Below are 18,134 nucleotides of genomic sequence, written 5' to 3' on the forward strand. Positions count from 1 at the left end.
CCCGGCATCGGGCAACAAAAATTTGTTGGAACAGACAAAATGATGGCTAATCGCTGGACGAGTAGCCGCCCTGGCCCTCAAAACCTTCTGTTATGGCAGGTATCATCCGTCGGGCATGCAAAGAATTGTTGAGCACCCGCAACAGGTTTCATCCCCGGGCCGCAAACCGCAGCCGGGGGAAGGCGTGACATCAACGCTGATCGCTCAGCCGCCCGGCCTAAGCCTTGCTGGCAGCGCTGCGGGTCAGCCCAAGCTCCTGATAGATTTCATCGGTATGCTCCCCCAGCGCAGGCGGCGGCACTTCGCCCTGCATCTTGCGGCTTCCGTCCAGCCAGACGGGATTGCGCACCGCACGGACGGGGCCGTTCTGCGGGTGCTCCATATCCATGAAGGTTTCCAGATGGCGCACCTGCGGCTCTTCCATTGCCTCGGGGATCGTGTTCACAGCGGCAAAGGGCACGTCGCAGGCGGTCAGCCTTTCCTGCCAGTGGGCCAGCGGCTGCTGCGCGAAGGTCTTCCCGGCCTCGCCCGCCAGCTCAAAATAATTGTCAATCCGCCCGGCGCGGGTTTCAAAGCGGGGATCGCTGGCCAGTTCCGGGCGGTTGATCGCTTTCACAAACCCGGTCCAGAATTTTTCCTGCGAGGACATGTGCACATTCAGCATCCGCTCATCCGCACAGCGGAACACATAGGATTGCGAAGTCCGCACCCGCAGATAGGGATCCGAGACCAGCCCCATCTGGGTGTAATAGCCAAACGGATCCGGCATGAAGGCCATGGTCGATTCCAGCATGTTCACATCCACCCGCCGCGCCTTTCCGCCGCGCTCCCGCTCAAGCAGGGCCGTCAGAATGCCATAGGCGGCGTAAATGCCGGTCACATTGTCGGAGATCGTCGGCCCGGCCAGCACCGGCGCTTCGGGGTCAAGCATCAGGCTGGACATGCCGCTGAGCGCCTGCGCCACGGCGTCATAGGCGGGGCGGTTGGCATTGGGGCCGTCAGTGCCAAACCCGCTGATCGAGCAGCGCACCAGCGCAGGGTTGATCGCAAGCAGCCGCGCATCATCAAAACCCAGCCGCGCCAGAACGCCGGGGCGGAAATTGTCGAGCAGGACATCGGCGCCCTCCAGCAACTTTTCCAGAACGCCGCGCCCTTCGGCTGATTGCAGGTCCAGCACCATGCTGCGCTTGTTGCGGTTGTAGGAGCAGAAATGCGGGCTGTAATTGCCGCCCCTGAAACTGCGGAACGGATCGCCGCCATCGGGCCGCTCGATCTTGATGACCTCGGCCCCCATATCGGCCAGCATCATGCCTGCAAGCGGGGCTGTGATCATGGTGGAAAGCTCGATCACGCGGAATCCGGAAAGGGGGGTGGTCATGGTGTTACAAACGTCCTTTGTTCAGGCGGGGTCAGCGGCTCAGTCGTGCTGACAGATCAGCGCCACCAGTTCTTCGGTGGCTTCATGCGTGGGGAAGTGGCCGACCGAGGGCAGGATATGCGGCGTTACCGACAGGGCCTGCGCCACCTGCGTCACGGCCTGCGGCGGCGCGACCGGGTCAACATCGCCGCCCACCACCAGCGCGGGGGCAAGGGCAGGGTCCAGCAGCGGCACGATCTGCGCGGCGCAGAGCATTTCCCATGCCTGCAGATAAGCGGGCTGCGCGATTCCCGCCATGGTTTCAATGATCCCTGCCACATCCTCCTGCGAGGCCTGTGGCCCGATGATGGAGGCGGTGCGCGCCTGCGCAAAGGCACCCATCCCCCCGGCCAGAATTTCATCACGGCGCGCCAGACGCATCTGTTCGCGCGCATCCGCCGGCAGGTGCCCCGCGCCGATCACCGGGCAGATCAGCGAAAGCCGCGACACCCGCGCAGCCGCCGCCTGCGCCAGCGCGGCCACAACGACCGCCCCCAGCGAATGGCCGACGACATGCGCCGCGCTGATGCCGCGCTGGTCCAGAAACGCCAGCAGCGCGCGGGCGTAATCGGTGGCGGGCGGGGCGTCACCGGGCAGGGGGGCTGCGCCGCCATAGCCCGGAAAGTTCCACGCATAGACATGGTGATGGCGGGCAAGCGCGTCCATCACCGGCAGCCATGTCGCCGCGCTGCCGCCGATGCCGTGCACCAGCACCAAGGGCGCGCCTTTGCCCGCCTCCAGCCAGCTCTGCCCCTGATCGCGCCGTTCTGTGAGAGATTTCATCCGGTTCCCCCTAGAACAGCCATGCCGGTGACCAGACGATGTGCACAATCTGATCGAACAGGCCCCAAAGTATCAGCCACATCCCTGCCGTATAGAGGCAGGCCAGCAAAAGTGTCGCCCCGGCGCGCCACAGCAGGAACAGGAAGGTGAAGGTCAGCAGCGCCGGTATCTGGCCCACCAGAAGCGTCAGGCCGACAATGCCCGCCATCCACGCGACAATTTCGAACATGGCGCGATCATAGGCGCTGGTGTCATAGCGCCGATGGTTCGCCCGCGCCCGCCAGTCCATCACTGCCGCCAGCGCCGAGAACATCAGACCCGCGACCGCCACGACAATAGGGAAGGCCCCCAGCGCCGCAGGCCAGTTGCGCGCCTCCCAGATGGCGAAGGCAAAGGTCGCAACCATCACGCCGCCGAACAGCACCCCGAAGACCGGCGAGGTGGGCTCATCCGTCGCATGGCCTTCGGGCGCAACATGGCCTCCGGGCATCGCTAAGCCTTCGGGCGCGAGCACCACGGCCTGCTGCACCTTCGCCTGCCGCCTCCGCGCGCGCACCGACATGACAACCGTCAGCACAACGATGGCCAGCAGCACCAGCACAACCGGGCGGCCGATCCATGTCATCCCGTAGGACTGGCGCGAGATATGCAGCGAGTTCTCAAGGATCGGCGCGATGATGAAGCCCAGAATCAGCGGGGCGCGGGGCCAGTCGGCCTTTTTCATCGCCAGCCCCAGCGCACCGGCACCGAACAGCGCCAGCCAGTCACCGATCTGGAATGTCGCCATCCACGCGCCCATCAGGGTAAAGACGGTGATCGCGGGAACCAGGAACAGGCCGGGAATGAAGATCAGCTTTGCAAAGTAGCGCGCCAGCAGAAGCAACAGGACCGAGGCGATGATATTGGCGAAAACCAGTGTCCAGATCAGGCTGAAGGTCAGCGACAGATTGGTGGTCAGCATCGACGGCCCGGGCGCGATACCCTGAATCAGCAACCCGCCCAGCAGCAGTGCCATCGGCGGGCTGCCGGGAATACCAAAGGCGATGGTCGGAATGAGCGCGCCGCCCTTGGTGGCATTGTTCGCGCTTTCCGGGGCGATCACGCCGCGCACATCGCCTTTGCCGAATTGCGGATTGTCGCGCGTGGTCTGCACGGCATGGCCATAGGCGATCCAGTCGGCAACGGCGGCACCCAGCCCGGGGATGATGCCCAGATAAGCGCCGATCACCGAACAGCGCAGGGTCAGCCACCAATGCGTCATCGCATCGCGCATGCCCTGCAACAGGCCGCCTTTGACACTGCTTCCGGGCGCGGAGCGGGCGATCTTGCTGCCGCGCATCAGCTCCACCAGCTCTGGCAGTGCGAAGATGCCCAGCACCACCGGCAACAGCGGCACACCATCCAGCAGATAGATCACATTGAACCAGTAGCGCGGCACCGCGATCTGCTGGCCATAGCCGACTGTCGCAATCATCAGCCCCACCGCCGCCGCGGCCACGCCCTTGCCGATCGAATTGCCGCTCAGGGCACCGACCATGGTCAGGCCGACAAGGCCCAGCATGAAGAACTCGGGCGAGGAGAAGGCCATGATGATCGGCCGCAGGATGGGGATGGAGACCACCACCGCGATGGCACCGATCACGCCGCCGATGGCCGAAACCGTGAAGGCCGCGCCAAAGGCGCGCTCAGCCTCGCCGCGTTTGGCCATCGGATGACCATCCAGAATGGTGGCCTGCGACGCGGCGGTGCCGGGTATCCCCAATAACACCGACGAGATTGTGTCAGCGGTGGAGGTGACGGCGTAAACACCCAGCAGAAAGCACAGCGCCGGAACGGTATCCATGGTGAAGGTGAAGGGCAAAAGAATTGCCATCCCGTTCAGCCCGTTCAGGCCCGGCATCAGCCCGAAGAAGATGCCGATAATGACGCCTAGCAACAGAAAGCCGAATGCTGGCCAGGCCAGCAACTGCATCGCACCGGCCAATGCCTGTTCGAGCATGCGGATGTGCTCCTTGCTGAAAGAGGAAGGGCACGGCGCCTGTTCTGCGCCGCGCCCGGTTCGGGGTTACTGGTTCACATAGGCCGTGAAGCGTTCCTTGAACGCGTCGTCCATCTCGCCCAGCTCGTCAATGACGGCCTGCCCCTGCGCGCCGACCGTCATGGTCGGGCGCATACCCACCACGCGTTCATAGTCCGAAAGGAAAGCCTCATCTTCAGCCAGCGCCGCAAAGGCGGTGCGCAGCGTCTCGGTTGCCTCTGCGGGCGCGTTCGGCGGCAGGAAGACCGAGCGGTACATCGCTTCCATGATGTTGTTGATCATCCTCAGCGCTTCCCATTCATCGCCCCCGGGCATCGCATCATCGCCATGGCGCGCGCGGTAGAGGTCAAGGAAGGTCACCGTGCCCAGCCCGTCAACCAGCGGATCGGCCGAAAATTCGCCGTCACGCTCGATATCGAAATGGAAGAGGGGGATGGCGATGCCGGGTTCGATCAGCAGCGGCTCCACCGTGGGGCGGTAGCTGGCCAGCGAACCGTTGGAAAGCTGCACCTCGTTCTGCATCACCGCTGTGGCGATCTCGGTCAGGCCCGCATAGCCGCTGACCAGCGTATAGGGCACCTCCAGCAGGTCAAGCGCCAGCCGGGTGCGGACCGACTGGTGAATGGTCGGCGACAGCGACCCCGCGCGGAAATGCTCGGCGTTGAGCAGGTCATAGGGCGTTTCCAGCCCCGGCGCGACATCAGCGCGCATGTAGAACACGGTGGGCTGCGGCATGCCGGCAAGGAAGGTGAAATCGGAATAGGGCACCAGCAGGCCCGGCGCGTCGATGATCTGGTCAATGGGGTTCCAGGTGAAGAAACCCACCACCGTGCCGTCATTGGCCGCCGACATCCCCAGATAGTTGGAACCGATATTGCCGCCGCCACCCGGCATGTTCTGAACGATGATATTCGGATTGCCCGGAATATACTGGCCCAGATGCTGGGCAATCAGACGGCCTTCGATATCGGTTGACCCGCCCGCGCCAAAGTTGATGAGCAGCGTGATGTCGCGCCCTTCATAGTTCATCTCGGCCAGCGCCGGCGACATGTTGATCGCCAGCGAGGCAACCCCCACAGAAACATACTTGAGCATTTTCATGTCATTACACTCCGCTATTGGTTTGACGTTTCTTCATCGTTACTGCGCGTAGTCGCGCAATATCTTCTGCGCGAGCGCGCCGCGCAGAATTTCTTCCGGTCCTTCGGTAATCATCATGCTGCGCTGATCACGCCAGAACTGCTCGATCGGCAGATCGGTGGTCAGACCAAGCCCGCCATGGATCTGCATGCAGCGGTCCGCCGCCTCGAATGACATGCGGTCGCCCTGCATCTTGACGACATAGGCATCATGGCGCACGTCCTCGCCCCGGTCATAGGCCAGCGTGGTGGCGTAAACCATCAGCCTGAGCGCTTTCAGGTCCAGATAGGAATCCACCAGCATCCACTGCACCGCCTGCCGGTCTGCCAGCGAGGTGCCAAAGGTCTTGCGCTGCCGCGCGTGGTTGACCGCCATCTCCAGACAGCGCTCGATCACACCGATGGCGCGCGCACCGTGGCGGAGGCGGCCCTGATTGATCCAGTCCTGCGCCAGTTCAAACCCCTTGCCCTCCTGTCCAATGAGGGCCGAGGCGGGAACGCGCACATTGTCGAACGCCAGTTCGCAGGGGCGGTCGCCCATCATGGTCGGCTGTTCGCGGGCAATCGTCAGGCCGGGCGTGTTCATATCCACAAGGAACGCTGAAATCCCGCCGCGACGACCCTTCTGCGGGTCGGTCACGGCCATCACCTGCGCGAAATCCGCCGCCTGAGCGTTGGTGATAAAGACCTTGTAGCCGTTGATGACATAGTCATCGCCATCCCGCACCGCCGTGGTGCGGATACCGCCCGGGTCTCCGCCCGCATCCGGCTCGGACAGCGCGAAGCAGGATTTCTTTTCGCCGCTCATCACCGGCAGCAGATACTTCTCTTTCTGCGCGGGTGCGAGGTTCAGCAGCATCGGGCTGACCTCGGGGCCAAAGATGCTTTGCTTGCGCGGCGGAACGGCGATGGTGCGGCCCATCTCCTCCCACAACAACACACGCGCCATCAGCCCCAGCCCCAGCCCGCCCTTATCCTCGGGCAGTTCCACGAACCAGTAGCCCAGGTCGCGGGTCTTGGCCTCCAACCTGGCGCGGATTTCCGGCTTCATATCGAACCCGTCGCTTGCCTCGCGCTCTATCGGGATCACTTCGCTGTCGATGAAGCGGCGAACCTGCGCCTTCATCATCCTGAGATCTTCGGAAAGCTCGATTTCCATTCTCAACGTCCTTTTTCTGCTCTCGACCGGCCTGTCACCCGCGCCCTCACTCGCCTTTGACCGAGGTGTAGGAGCTGTCTGTGGGCCGGTAGCTTTTGTCATCGACGAATTTGCTGATCGCGCTTTCCTGCGCACCCACGCCCGCGCGCATCCGCAGCTCACCGATCTTCGCCGCCAGATAATCTTCCGCCTCGCGCATCGGGATACCGCGGACATAGCGCACCGCATGTTTGGTCGCGCGGTAGGCTTCCGGGTCCTTGCTCAGCAGCAGTTCCGCAAGCGCCTGCGTGCGGGCGCGCAGATCGCCCACGGGGACAGCCTCGTTGACAAGGCGCAGCCGCGCCGCCTCTGTCCCGTCAAACTTGCGCCCGGTCAGGCACAGATCCAGCGCATCGCGGTAGCCAAGCGCCTCGGTCAGCACGCGGGTAACAAGCCCGCCGGGGATCTGGCCCCAGTTGATTTCCGACAGCGAAAAGGTCGCATCCTCAGCGGCGATGGCAAAGTCGCAGGCAATCATCTGGGTGAAGGCCCCACCGATGCAGACCCCCTCGATCATGGCGATGGTCGGTTTGTCGAACACTTCCAGCCGGTGCCAGCGCCAGTCATTGGCCGCGCGCTGCGCCTTTTTCTGCGCCACCAGATCGCCGGAAAGGTCGCGGAAGAATTCCTTCAGGTCCTGCCCCGCGCTGAACGCCCCGCCGCGCCCGGACAGAACCACACAGCCCACGCTGGTATCGGCTTCCAGCTCATCCAGCACGAGGTTCATCTCGAAATGCAGCTTGGGGTTCATCGCATTGCGCTTTTCAGGGCGGTTGAGGAACACCCATGCGATACGTCCATCGCGCTCGATCTCGACAGTTTCCATCTTTTCATTCTCCCTTGCGCCGATGTCTGCGATAAGAGCATCACGCGGTATATCCGAGGTGGCGGGCTTCTCTCTCCGCTGCGCTGTCTGCCATCCCATTCTGCGTGTCTCTGTAAAATATCACATGCGTATACAAGAGAGTCACCATCCGTCAACACCTTTGTCCCTGATTGTTACCCGGTCTGCCCTCCAACGTGCCGGGTCACCGCGACAGATCAATAACTTGCCTTTCACAGGGCAGTCCTGATCACTTTCCTTGCCGCGGGGCCCGCAGCGGGCCGCCAAAGCACAGCCGTCACTAACGCTGATCAGTCTTCGTGCGGGCCTGATACCGTAGGAGGCCCGTTAACGCCGGGCCGCACCTGATGCAGGTCCTCGGCAAAAGCCGCCACGAAAGGACAGTAAATGCAAATCTCCCCGTGTCTCACTACAGACAGCGCCGACACCCTGCATGCCAGTTCCCGCTGTCCCGCTGGCCTGACAGCGCGCGCGCTGCGCGGTGTCGCATGTTGATAAACATCGGCTGCCGTCTTCAGTTCAACCTGCCCCAGCCAACCCCGTTGATCACCATGCTCAACGTGCATTTCACCCGTTGCAGCGATCTGGAGCAGCCGGATGCCCTTGTCAGCGCCCCCAGTGTGCCGTTTTCAGGGTATCGCGACGGTTTTGGCAACTGGTGCACCCGGATGGTGGCCCCGGAGGGCGAGTTTGTGCTGTCCAGCGGCGGGCTGCTCCGTGACAGCGGTCAGCCGGACCCGGTTGCGCTCCATGCCCGCCAGCATCCGGTGCAGGATCTGCCCTCGGACACGCTGGTTTACCTGCTGGGCAGCCGCTACTGCGATACCGACCTGCTGTCCGAACAGGCGTGGCGGCTGTTCGGCGACAGCGATCCCGGCTGGGCGCGCGTTCAGGCGATCTGCGATTTCGGCAAGGACCGCGTGACCTTTGGCTATGAACACGCGAAAGCCACGCGCACGGCATCGCAGACGCTGGCCGAAGGCCACGGCGTCTGCCGCGATTTCGCGCATCTGGCCATCGCCTTCTGCCGCTGCATGAACATCCCGGCGCGCTACTGCACCGGGTATCTCAGCGATATCGGCACGCCCCTGCCCCATGCCCCCGGCGATTTCGCGGCATGGATGGAGGTGTATCTGGAAGGGAAGTGGTGGGTCTTTGACCCCCGCAACAACACCCCGCGCATTGGCAGAATCCTGATCGCACAGGGCCGTGACGCCGCCGATGTGCCCCTGACCCAGACCTTCGGCGCGGCTGAAATGACGGGCTTTGAGGTGCGCACCCAAGAGGCCGCGCGCAAAGACCTTCGTCCCTATGGGTGGTAATTGAGCCTGACCATGGCCATATCTTTCCAAGGGGCGTTTGCTTCTGGCAGCCGCAAGGAGCGGAAGCGATGAATGACACCTCCCCCGAACTGAACACACCACTCAGGGCCCGGGGCGACATTCCCGCCGAACGCATCTGCCTGTGCTGTCAGGCCAGCTTCTGGAGCGACGGTTTCGGTGAGCGGGTCTGCCCGCGCTGCAAAAGCACGGTATCATGGAAATCCTCTGTCCCCTCGGGTGATGGCCGCGCGCGCCGCCGCTAGGGCAGGGCGCGCCACCGGACGAAACAACACAACACGGCGGGGCTATCCGCTTCACGCCTGCGGAGCAGCGAGCATGACAATCCTCAGCATTACGCACAAGACCGAGTATCACTATCGCGCCCCCGTCGCGCTGGGGCAGCACCGGATGATGCTGCGCCCGCGCGAAACGCCCGAACTGCGCCTGCTGTCCTTCGACCTGACGCTGTCGCCTGCGGCCAACGTGACCTGGGCGCATGATGTGGCGGGCAATGCCGTCGCCACCGCCAGTTTCACCGCGATGACCGATATGCTGACCGTGGAAAGCCGCACACGCGTTGATCTGAGCGCGCCTGCCTGGCCGGTATTCGACATCGCCGCCTCGGCGCAATCCTATCCGTTCCTCTATTCCGACGATGACTGGACAGACCTTGGCGCGCTGGCTCGCCCCCAGTATTTCGATGGGGCGGGGCGGTTGTCGGACTGGGTGGAACGGTTCGTGATGGGCAGGCCCACCGACACTTTGTCGCTGCTGAAGGATGTCAGCAACGGCGTCTTCTCGCAGATCTCGTATCAGAGCCGCGACGACGAAGGCACGCAGGGCCCGCTTGAAACGCTGGACCGTGGCTATGGCTCCTGCCGGGATTTCGCGGTGCTGTTCGCCGAAGCGGTCAGAACGCTGGGCTTTGGCGCGCGGATCGTTTCCGGCTATCTGTTCGACCGCTCACGCGATCTTGTCGGCTCGGCAGGAGAGGGGTCAACCCATGCCTGGGTGGAGGTTTTTGTTCCCGGCGCGGGCTGGATCCCCTTTGACCCCACCAACCGCGCGGTCGGCGCGGGCAACCTGATTCCGGTTGCCGTGGCAAGGCATATCACCCAGGTTGCCCCGGTATCCGGCACCTTTGTCGGCGCCGATGGTGACCTGCTGAATATGGGCGTTGCGGTCACGGTCGAAGGGGCCTGAACCACCCGCGACAGGTGCTTTTCCGGGCGCGCCACCCCACCGGAAAGGCCGCCGCAATGATTGACAAGGTCGCGGATAAACATCATTTATCAAGAAGTTTCCCCTAGCTGTGAAACTCTTGCGCCGCTTTCGCGGTCATTGGCCATGTCATGGATGTCATTACCCTTGTCGGCATTGTTGCCGCGCTGTTCATCGTCATTTCCCTGAGCGAGCCTCTGGCCGACCGCACGCGGCTGCCCTACACCGTGGTTCTGGCCATCATCGGCGGGCTGATCGGCAGCGCCGCCATCTATCTGGCTGAGCATGGCAGCGGCGTGTTCGGCCTGCCGCTGACCATCGAAAACTTTGAAATCAGCATCCGCGCCAATGTCTTCCTCTATGTGCTGCTGCCGACGCTCCTGTTTCAGGTGTCACTGGGCCTGAACCTGCGGCGCATGGCGGATGACTGGGTGCCGATTCTGGTGATGGCCGTGCTGGCGGTGGTGGTGGCAACCTTCGTCATCGGCTTTGCGCTGACGCCCTTTACCACTCTGCCGCTGGTCGCCTGCCTCATGCTGGGGGCGATTGTGGCCACCACAGACCCGTCGGCGGTGGTGTCGATCTTCCGCAACATCGCCGCCCCGCAGCGGCTGACCCGCATTGTCGAGGGCGAAAGCCTGCTCAACGACGCCGCCGCCATCGCGCTTTTCGGCTTTTTCCTGACCTATGTCATGCTCGGTGTGCCCAACCCCACGCTGCGCGATGCGCTGGTGGGCTTTCCGGTGCTGATTTTCGGCGGGCTTGGTACCGGCTGGGTGCTGGCCCGGATCTGCCTGTCGCTGTTCGCATGGCTGGGGCGCTTTCCCTTGGCGCAGATATCGCTCAGCGTGGCGCTGCCGTATGTCACCTATCTTGTGGCGGATCAGTTGCTGGGCGTCTCAGGCGTCATTGCTGTGGTGATGGCGGGCATGACGCTGAACTATCTGGGGCCGGGCCGCCTGTCGCCGGGGAACTGGTCCAACCTGCGTGAGGTCTGGGATGTTCTGGCGCATTGGGCCGGCGCACTGATCTTTCTGCTGGCAGCCCTGCTGGTGCCGCGGCTGCTGGCCGATATCCAGTGGCGTGACGTGGCGCTGATCGGCGTGGTGGTCGCCGCCGCCACCGCCGCGCGGCTTGTCATGCTCTATGGTGTGCTGCCACTGCTGACCGCGCTTGGCCTTTCCCCCCGGGTGGACCGCCCTTACCGCGTGGCCATCCTGTGGGGCGGGCTGCGCGGTGCCGTCACGCTGGCGCTTGCCCTCGCGGTGACCGAGAATTTGCGCGTGCCCATCGACATCAAGCGCGAGGTCGGTATCCTTGCCACCGGCTTCACGCTGTTCACGCTTCTGGTGCAGGGGACAACGCTGCGCTGGGTGATCTCGCTTCTGGGGCTGGACAAGCTGACCCGGCTGGACCGCGCGCTGTCCAATCAGGTGATCGCCGTCGCCCTTCAGAACGTGCGCGAAGAGGTGGCGGATACCACGAAGCGCCACGAGCTGACGCGCGAAATCGTCCGCTCTGAGGCGAAGCGCTTTGCCGAACGGCTGGACGGCGCGATGGGAAAAGCCGAAGCCGCCGACGAAATACCAGACCGTGACAGAATCACGCTGGGCCTTGTCGCGCTGGCCGGGCGCGAACGCGACATGATCCTTGATTCCTTCCGCGAACAACTGATTTCGGCGCGGCTGGCCGAACAGATGCTCTCTGACGCCGACCGCCTGATCGAACGCACCCGGACCGGCGGGCGCGATGAATACCGCGCGGCGGGGCGGATGAGCCTTGCGCGCGGGCGCTGGTATCAGCTTGCGGTGCTTCTGCACAACCGCATGCGCCTGTCGCGGCTTCTGTCACGGCTGACGGCGGACAGGTTCGAGATATTGCTGAACCAGCGCCTTCAGCTGCGCGACCTGCACGGCTATATCGACACCAAGATCCGCCGCATTCATGGTCGCCGCGTCGCCGATCTGCTGCATGAACTGCTCAGACGGCGCGAGGAGGAAACGCAATCGGCCATCGACGGCCTGCGCCTGCAATATCCCGGCTATGCCGAGGAAATCGAACGCCGCTTCATCCGCCGCACCTCGTTGCGTCTGGAAGAGCGCGAATATGAAGTGCTGTATGAAGACGGCCTGATCGGGCGGGAGCTTTACACAACCCTGAAGCAGGAGCTGGGCGGCAAGCGCAAACGCGCTGAGCTGCGCCCGCCGCTGGATCTGGCGGTTCAGAAATCCGAGCTGGTGCGCCAGTTCCCTCTTTTCGCCAATATGGATGAAGAGGCGCGCCGCCCGCTGGCAAGGGCCCTGAAGGCGCGCTACGTCCACCCCGGCGAGGTGCTGATGCGCAAGGGCGACATCCCGCGCGAGGTCTGTTTCATTGCCTCCGGCGCGGTCGAGGTGGAAACCGCAGGCCACCGCCACAAGCTGGGCCGGGGCGAGATGTTCGGCCAGCTTGCCCTGCTCACCCGCCAGATGCGCCGCACACAGGTCACGGCCATCAGCCACTCCACGCTGCTGGTGTTGGATGAGGCGCTTTTCCGGCGGCTTCTGGCGCGTAACGAGGTGCTGCGCGCCGCCGTGCGCGAAAGCGCGCGCCAGCGCGGCGCCGATCTGACCACGCTGCCGGAATGACCCCTCAGGACGCCTGACAATGGATTTAGAGCACGTTGCAGAAAGGTGGGGGCCGGTTTTCTGCTTTCCGAACCTGCGTTATCAGGGGGTCAGAGGGCGCGCGTGAATGCGACCCGCTCTAACGCCGCCGACCCCTCGGTGCCTCGGATTTGTTGCCGCGCGGCCCGGTCTGAACCGGGGTGTTCGCGCGGTTCTCTTCATCCAGCTTGCGCCAGCGTTCCAGCCGCTCGGCAGACAATGTCCCCGCAGCGACGGCGGCCTGAACCGCGCAGCCCGGCTCATGCGCATGGGTGCAATCGCGGAACCGGCAGTTCGGGGCCAGTTCGGTGATCTCGGCAAACAGCATGTCCAGCCCGGCGGCCACATCGCTGACATGCAGCGTGCGCATCCCCGGCGTGTCAATCACCCAGCCGCCGCCCTTGATCGCATGGAGCGAGCGCGCGGTGGTGGTATGCCTCCCCTTGGCGTCACTCGCGCGGATATCGCCGGTGGCCTGCGCATCTGCGGGCGCCTTGTCCGCCAGCGTGTTCAGCAGCGTCGATTTCCCCACCCCGGACGAACCCACCAGCGCCACCGTCTGCCCCGGCCCGCACCACGGCGCCAGCGTCACCGCGGCATCGGGCGCGGTGGCATTGAGCACAACCACCGCAAGGTCACGCTGCAAAGCGGCGGCCTGCGCAACGAAGGGCGCGGCATCTTCCACCTGATCGGCCTTGGTAAGAACGATCACCGGGTCCGCCCCGGCCTCGTTCGCAAGGGCCAGATACCGCTCCAGCCGCGCGGGGTTGAAATCATCGTTGCACGAGGTGACGATGAACAGCGTATCCACGTTCGCGGCGATCAGTTGCGGGCTGTGGCTGCCCTCGGTCCGGCGGCGCAGCAGCATCTTTCGCTCAAGCCTGCGCACCAGCGTGTCGGTTTCCGGCTCCGTCAGCACCCAGTCCCCCACCGCGAAATCGGTGGTGTTCACCTGATGCGGCAGGCGCAGCCGTATCTGCCCGCTGCCCGTTTCCGCCATCAGCCGCGAGCGGTGGACAGAGGCGATGCGCACCGGCACATGGCCGGTGTCGCCGGGTTCAAGCTGTTCCGCAAAGAACAGAGACCAGCCAAGGCCGGCAAGCAAGGGAGAGGTCATTTCGGGCGCCTGTTTCACCCTCACTGCATGGCGCTGGCCTGCGGCAAATGCAAGCCTTTCCCGGCGCACACCGCTTTATCCGCGCTCAGCGCTGCCGGGCCATCGCCAGTTCCGGCAGCCAGGTGACAATCCCGGGAAAGGCCACGAACAGGATCAGCACAAGCACCTGAATGGCAAAGAACGGCATCACCCCGCGATACACCTGGCCGATGCCGATGCCCTTGGGCAACACGCCCTTGAGGTAGAACAGCGTATAGCCAAAGGGCGGCGTGATATAGGCCATCTGCGCGGTGACCATGAACAGCACGCCAAACCAGAGCGGGTCAAAACCAAGGATCCGCACAATCGGCATGAAGACCGGCACACACAGCAGGATGATGCCGATCTCATCCAGAAACAGCCCCAGCAGGATCAGAATGGCCATCATCACGCCCAGCACCACCCAGCGCGATGCCTCGATGCCGCGCACGAAATCCAGCACCGAATCCGCCCCGCCCGTCGCCACGAAGACCGAGATGAAGGCCTTTGCACCAATCGTGATCCACAGGATCATCGCGGTGACGCGCAAGGTGTCCATGGCCGCATCGCCCAGAATCGTGATGCGGAAACGGCCAGAGACAAGCGCCGACAGAACCGCACCCAGCACGCCCACGGCGGCAGCCTCGGTCGGCGTGGCGAGGCCCATATAGATAGTGCCCAGCACGCTCATGATCACGAAAACCGGCAGGATCAGCGTGCGCAACGCGATGATGCGCTCGCGCAGCGGCGGGGTTGACCCGGCCTCGGGCAGGGGGGCCAGCGAAGGGTTCAGCCGGGTGCGGATCCAGATATAGGCGCAGTAAGACCCGGCCAGAATCAGCCCCGGCATGATGCCCGCAATGAACATCTGCCCGATGGAGATCTGTGCGGTGATCGCAAACACAATGGTGATGACCGAGGGCGGGATCAGAATGCCCAGCGTGCCCCCGGCGCAGATGGTGCCAAGCGCCAGCGGCGCGTTATAGCCACGCCGCAGCATCGCCGGCAGCGCCAGAATGCCCATCGCCGCCACCGCCGCACCGACAACGCCGGTCATTGCGGCCATGATGGTGCAGATCACCACGGTGCCGATGGCCAGCCCGCCGTTGAGCCCGCCAAACCACTTCTCCATCGCCATATACAGATCGTCGATGATCGCCGATTTCTGAAGGATCGCGGCCATCAGCACATAAAGCGGAATTGCCATCAGCGACTCGGACATCATGGTCTGGTAGGTGTTCAGCACCGTGACGATCAGCGCCTGCGGCCCCCAGAGCGCGATGGTTGACAGAAAGGCGATGGCGCCCAGCACAAAGGCCAGCCCCGCCCCGGTCAGCATCAGCAGCACCAGCGAGGCAAACATGCCGATAAGGACGAAAGAGGATTCCATCATTCCGTCTCCGGGGCCAGAAGGGCAAAGACCAGTTCGGCAAGCGCCTGTAGCATCAGCAGCAGCGCGGCCACCGGCAAAATCGCCTTGACCGGCCAGACCGGCGGGTTCCATGCGGAATAGGTGGTCTCGCCGTAATTGTAGGATTGCAGCGCCAGCGGCAGGCTGAACCACAGCAGGATCGCGCCAAAGACCAGCGCCAGCAGCGCCGCAACACAGGCCAGCACCCGGTGCAGGCGGCCCTTCGCGCGCTCGGATATGATATCCACGGCGACATGCCCGCCCAGATGCAGCAGGTAGGGCCCGCCGAACAGGAAGAAGGGGCCGAACAGCATGGTCGCCAGTTCGGGCGCCCATGAGCTGGGCAGCCGGAAGCTGTAGCGTGAGACCACCTCGAACAGCATCAGCCCGGCGATGACGAACACCAGCCAGCGCGTGAGCGAGAAAAGCCGACGGTTCAGGCCGGTGACGGCCTGTGCAAAGCCCAGCATGCGCTGTCTCCCTTGCGAAAGCAGGGCCGGCCGGGTAACCCGGCCGGCCATTTTACAGGATCATGCGCAGCGGCCTAAAGCAGGCCAAGTTCGCGCATCATGTCCTTCTGGCTTTCCATCATCTCGACGGCAAGGGCATCATCGCCCGCCGCCCGCGCCCATGAGTCAACCGCGCGCTGACGGCCCTCGATGACATCCTCAGGATCAAAGCGGATGATCTCCACCCCGGCCTCGGCGAATTTGCCAAGGTATTCGCCATCCGCCGCGATCAGATCCTGCCGCAGCGACACCGAAATTTCGCGCGCCGCCACTTCCAGCGCCACGCGCTGCTGCTCATCCAGCCGGTCATAGGCGGCGGTATTGGCAACATAGGAAGTCGCGGTGCTGGGCTGGTGCACGCCGGGCAGCAGCAGATAGGGCGCAACCTCCTGAATGCCTTCCTCGAAATTGGCGCGGGCATCGCCACGGTCGGCAATGTCGATCAGCCCGCGATCCAGCGCGGAATACACCTCACCCGTCGGCAGCGGCGATACGGCCACACCGAAATCGGCCATCACGGCGGCCGCCAGCCCCACGAAGCGGCCCTTCAGCCCCGACAGATCGGCGATGCGGCGGATTTCGACGCGCGAGTGAATCGGCTCCTCACCATAGGTGGTGGGGGCGATATAGGTCAGCCCGGCGGGCGCATAGCTGCGCTGCGCCATCTCCAGCCCGCCGCGGTAATAGAACCACGATTCGAACTGGTCACCCTGCGGAAAGCCGAACGGCACGGTCGAGGAAAAGCCGTGCGCCGCAATGCGCCCGGCGGTGTAGCCGTCAAAGGTTTTCATCATCTCGAACGCACCGCCGCGCACCGCGTCAAACGACTGCGCCGCAGGCACGATCTGCCCGCCCGAGAAGGGGCGGATCTGCAGGGTGCCGCCTGAAAGCTGCTCAACCCGTGCGCAGAAACGCTCCTCATAGGCCATGGGGGTGGTGCCACCGTCCCACAGCGCCTGCATCCGCCACTGGGTCACGCCCTGCGCGCGCACGCTGCTTGCCGCCACAACCGCCGGTGCCGCCAGCATGGCCGCCCCCGCACTGCGGATGAATGTCCGTCTGTTGGAAATCGTCATCTTCTCTCCTCCCTTGAAGTCCGGTTGCGGGTCAGCTGCCGTCAAGCAGTTCCCGCGCATTGTCCACGCTCACATTGCCTGAGGCCGCAAGCGCCTTGGCCACGGCATCAATCTGCGCGCCCGTCGCGCCCGCCAGAATGGCGATGTTGCGGGCGTGCAGTGCCATATGCCCCTTCTGTATCCCCTCGGTGGCGAGCGCCCGCAGCGCGGCCATGTTCTGCGCCAGCCCCACTGCCACCGTCACCTCGGCCAGCTCCTGCGCCGAGGTCACGCCCATCAGCTTCAGGGCGGCCTGTGCGGCGGGGTGGGTTTTGGTGGCGCCGCCGACCAGCCCCAGCGCCATGGGCATCTCGATCGTTCCGTGCAACCGGCCATCCGCGCCGCGTTCCCACTGGGTCAGCGAGGTATAGCGGCCGTCGCGCGCGGCATAGGCATGCGCCCCCGCCTCGATCGCGCGCCAGTCGTTGCCGGTAGCCACCACCACCGGGTCAATCCCGTTCATGATGCCCTTGTTATGGGTCGCCGCGCGGTAGGGGTCAATCAGCGCCAGCGCGCAGGCCTCCAGCATCCCCTCGATCACCGCTGCCCCGCTCAGGGTGTCGGTGGTCAGCGCCTCGGGCGTCAGGCTGACACGGGCGCGCACCAGCCTGCGGTCGGCAAGGTTGGAGAGGATGCGCAACCGCACATGCCCCCCGGCGATTTCAGCGGCGCGCGGGGCGATGGTTTCGGCCATGGAGTTGACGGTATTCGCCCCCATCGCATCGCGCACATCAACCAGCAGGTGCAGCACCACCATCGGGCCGACGGGCGAGGTTTCAAAGACATGAACCTCGATATCCTTGCAGCCGCCGCCCAGCCCGATCAGCACCTTGTCGCGCTGGTTCGCCATCGCGATCAGCTCACCAGTCGCCGAAAGCAGCCGGTGGCGTGCCGCATGCGGGTCGGCGATGCCCAGAAGCTGGATCTGCGCGCGCATTACCGGCGTGGTGGACGAGGTGACAAAACCGCCGCAGCCACGCGCGATCCTCGCCATGTAGGATGCCGCCGCCACGATCGAGGGTTCCTCCACCGCCATGGGCACCAGATAATCGCGCCCGTTGACGGTGAAATTGCTGGCCACCGCCAGCGGCAGCTCGAATTTTCCGATGACGTTTTCAATCATGCCATTGGCGATGGTCATGGGCAGCGCGGGTTCAGCCCCAAGCGCGGCCTTTGCCGCGTTATCCAGCCCGGCCGCTTTGGCAACAGCATCCAGCCGCGCGGCGGGTTCCATGCTGCGCAGGTTTTCGATGCGGGACGTGATGCGCCCGGCTTGGGTATTGGTATTATGCGACATTCCGCTCCTCCAGCTTATGCAAACGGATAGCTGACAGCGGAGGGAATGAAAGGTACAGTT

15 protein-coding genes are annotated in these 18,134 nt (G+C 64.2%); 4 read left to right on the top strand and 11 right to left on the bottom strand.

Annotation, left to right across the window (positions count from 1 at the left end; genetic code table 11):
• Positions 1-217: 217 nt before the first annotated feature.
• From V7Q53_RS12015 to V7Q53_RS12040, 6 genes are all read right to left on the bottom strand, one after another.
• Positions 218-1,378: a CaiB/BaiF CoA transferase family protein gene (locus V7Q53_RS12015; protein WP_333828795.1), complete on the bottom strand. Its 1,161-nt coding sequence runs from the start codon at positions 1,376-1,378 to the stop codon at positions 218-220.
• Between the two features lie 39 nt (positions 1,379-1,417).
• Positions 1,418-2,200, bottom strand: coding sequence for an alpha/beta fold hydrolase (locus tag V7Q53_RS12020; RefSeq protein WP_333828796.1), 783 nt, complete (start codon positions 2,198-2,200; stop codon positions 1,418-1,420).
• Positions 2,201-2,210: 10 nt separating this feature from the next.
• Positions 2,211-4,199 carry a tripartite tricarboxylate transporter permease gene (locus V7Q53_RS12025; protein ID WP_333828797.1) on the bottom strand — a complete coding sequence of 663 codons (1,989 nt, stop codon included), beginning with the start codon at positions 4,197-4,199 and terminating at the stop codon, positions 2,211-2,213.
• Positions 4,200-4,265: 66 nt separating this feature from the next.
• On the bottom strand, positions 4,266-5,339 hold the full coding sequence (locus V7Q53_RS12030) for a hypothetical protein (RefSeq protein ID WP_333828798.1): 1,074 nt from the start codon (positions 5,337-5,339) through the stop codon (positions 4,266-4,268).
• A 39-nt stretch (positions 5,340-5,378) separates the two neighbouring features.
• Complete coding sequence (locus V7Q53_RS12035; RefSeq protein WP_333828799.1) at positions 5,379-6,536, bottom strand: acyl-CoA dehydrogenase family protein; 1,158 nt, start codon at positions 6,534-6,536, stop codon at positions 5,379-5,381.
• 46 nt (positions 6,537-6,582) lie between these two features.
• Positions 6,583-7,401 carry a p-hydroxycinnamoyl CoA hydratase/lyase gene (locus V7Q53_RS12040; protein WP_333828800.1) on the bottom strand — a complete coding sequence of 273 codons (819 nt, stop codon included), beginning with the start codon at positions 7,399-7,401 and terminating at the stop codon, positions 6,583-6,585.
• Between the two features lie 506 nt (positions 7,402-7,907).
• Here V7Q53_RS12040 and V7Q53_RS12045 point away from each other — a divergent pair.
• The 4 genes from V7Q53_RS12045 (at position 7,908) to V7Q53_RS12060 (ending at position 12,589) form a co-directional block, all read left to right on the top strand.
• Positions 7,908-8,741 carry a transglutaminase-like domain-containing protein gene (locus V7Q53_RS12045; RefSeq protein WP_333828801.1) on the top strand — a complete coding sequence of 278 codons (834 nt, stop codon included), beginning with the start codon at positions 7,908-7,910 and terminating at the stop codon, positions 8,739-8,741.
• Positions 8,742-8,809: 68 nt separating this feature from the next.
• Positions 8,810-9,004: a hypothetical protein gene (locus V7Q53_RS12050; protein ID WP_333828802.1), complete on the top strand. Its 195-nt coding sequence runs from the start codon at positions 8,810-8,812 to the stop codon at positions 9,002-9,004.
• Positions 9,005-9,077: 73 nt separating this feature from the next.
• Positions 9,078-9,944, top strand: a complete 867-nt coding sequence (locus V7Q53_RS12055; protein WP_333828803.1) for a transglutaminase family protein — start codon at positions 9,078-9,080, stop codon at positions 9,942-9,944.
• Between the two features lie 149 nt (positions 9,945-10,093).
• Positions 10,094-12,589: a cation:proton antiporter gene (locus tag V7Q53_RS12060; RefSeq protein ID WP_333828804.1), complete on the top strand. Its 2,496-nt coding sequence runs from the start codon at positions 10,094-10,096 to the stop codon at positions 12,587-12,589.
• 118 nt (positions 12,590-12,707) lie between these two features.
• Here the strand turns inward: V7Q53_RS12060 and rsgA are convergent, their stop codons facing one another.
• The 5 genes from rsgA to V7Q53_RS12085 all read right to left on the bottom strand — a co-directional run bounded on the left by rsgA (position 12,708) and on the right by V7Q53_RS12085 (position 18,074).
• Positions 12,708-13,724, bottom strand: a complete 1,017-nt coding sequence (gene rsgA / locus V7Q53_RS12065; protein WP_333828805.1) for a ribosome small subunit-dependent GTPase A — start codon at positions 13,722-13,724, stop codon at positions 12,708-12,710.
• A gap of 85 nt (positions 13,725-13,809) precedes the next feature.
• Positions 13,810-15,135 carry a TRAP transporter large permease gene (locus tag V7Q53_RS12070; RefSeq protein WP_333828806.1) on the bottom strand — a complete coding sequence of 442 codons (1,326 nt, stop codon included), beginning with the start codon at positions 15,133-15,135 and terminating at the stop codon, positions 13,810-13,812.
• Positions 15,132-15,623, bottom strand: a complete 492-nt coding sequence (locus V7Q53_RS12075; protein WP_333828807.1) for a TRAP transporter small permease subunit — start codon at positions 15,621-15,623, stop codon at positions 15,132-15,134. Before V7Q53_RS12075 ends, V7Q53_RS12070 begins: the two co-directional genes overlap by 4 nt.
• A 74-nt stretch (positions 15,624-15,697) precedes the next feature.
• Positions 15,698-16,738, bottom strand: coding sequence for a TRAP transporter substrate-binding protein DctP (dctP, locus tag V7Q53_RS12080; protein WP_333828808.1), 1,041 nt, complete (start codon positions 16,736-16,738; stop codon positions 15,698-15,700).
• 31 nt (positions 16,739-16,769) lie between these two features.
• Positions 16,770-18,074, bottom strand: coding sequence for a hydroxymethylglutaryl-CoA reductase, degradative (locus V7Q53_RS12085; RefSeq protein WP_333828809.1), 1,305 nt, complete (start codon positions 18,072-18,074; stop codon positions 16,770-16,772).
• Positions 18,075-18,134: the final 60 nt, after the last annotated feature.

Origin of the sequence: Pararhodobacter sp. (genome assembly GCF_036802785.1) — a bacterium.
Lineage (GTDB): Bacteria > Pseudomonadota > Alphaproteobacteria > Rhodobacterales > Rhodobacteraceae > Pararhodobacter.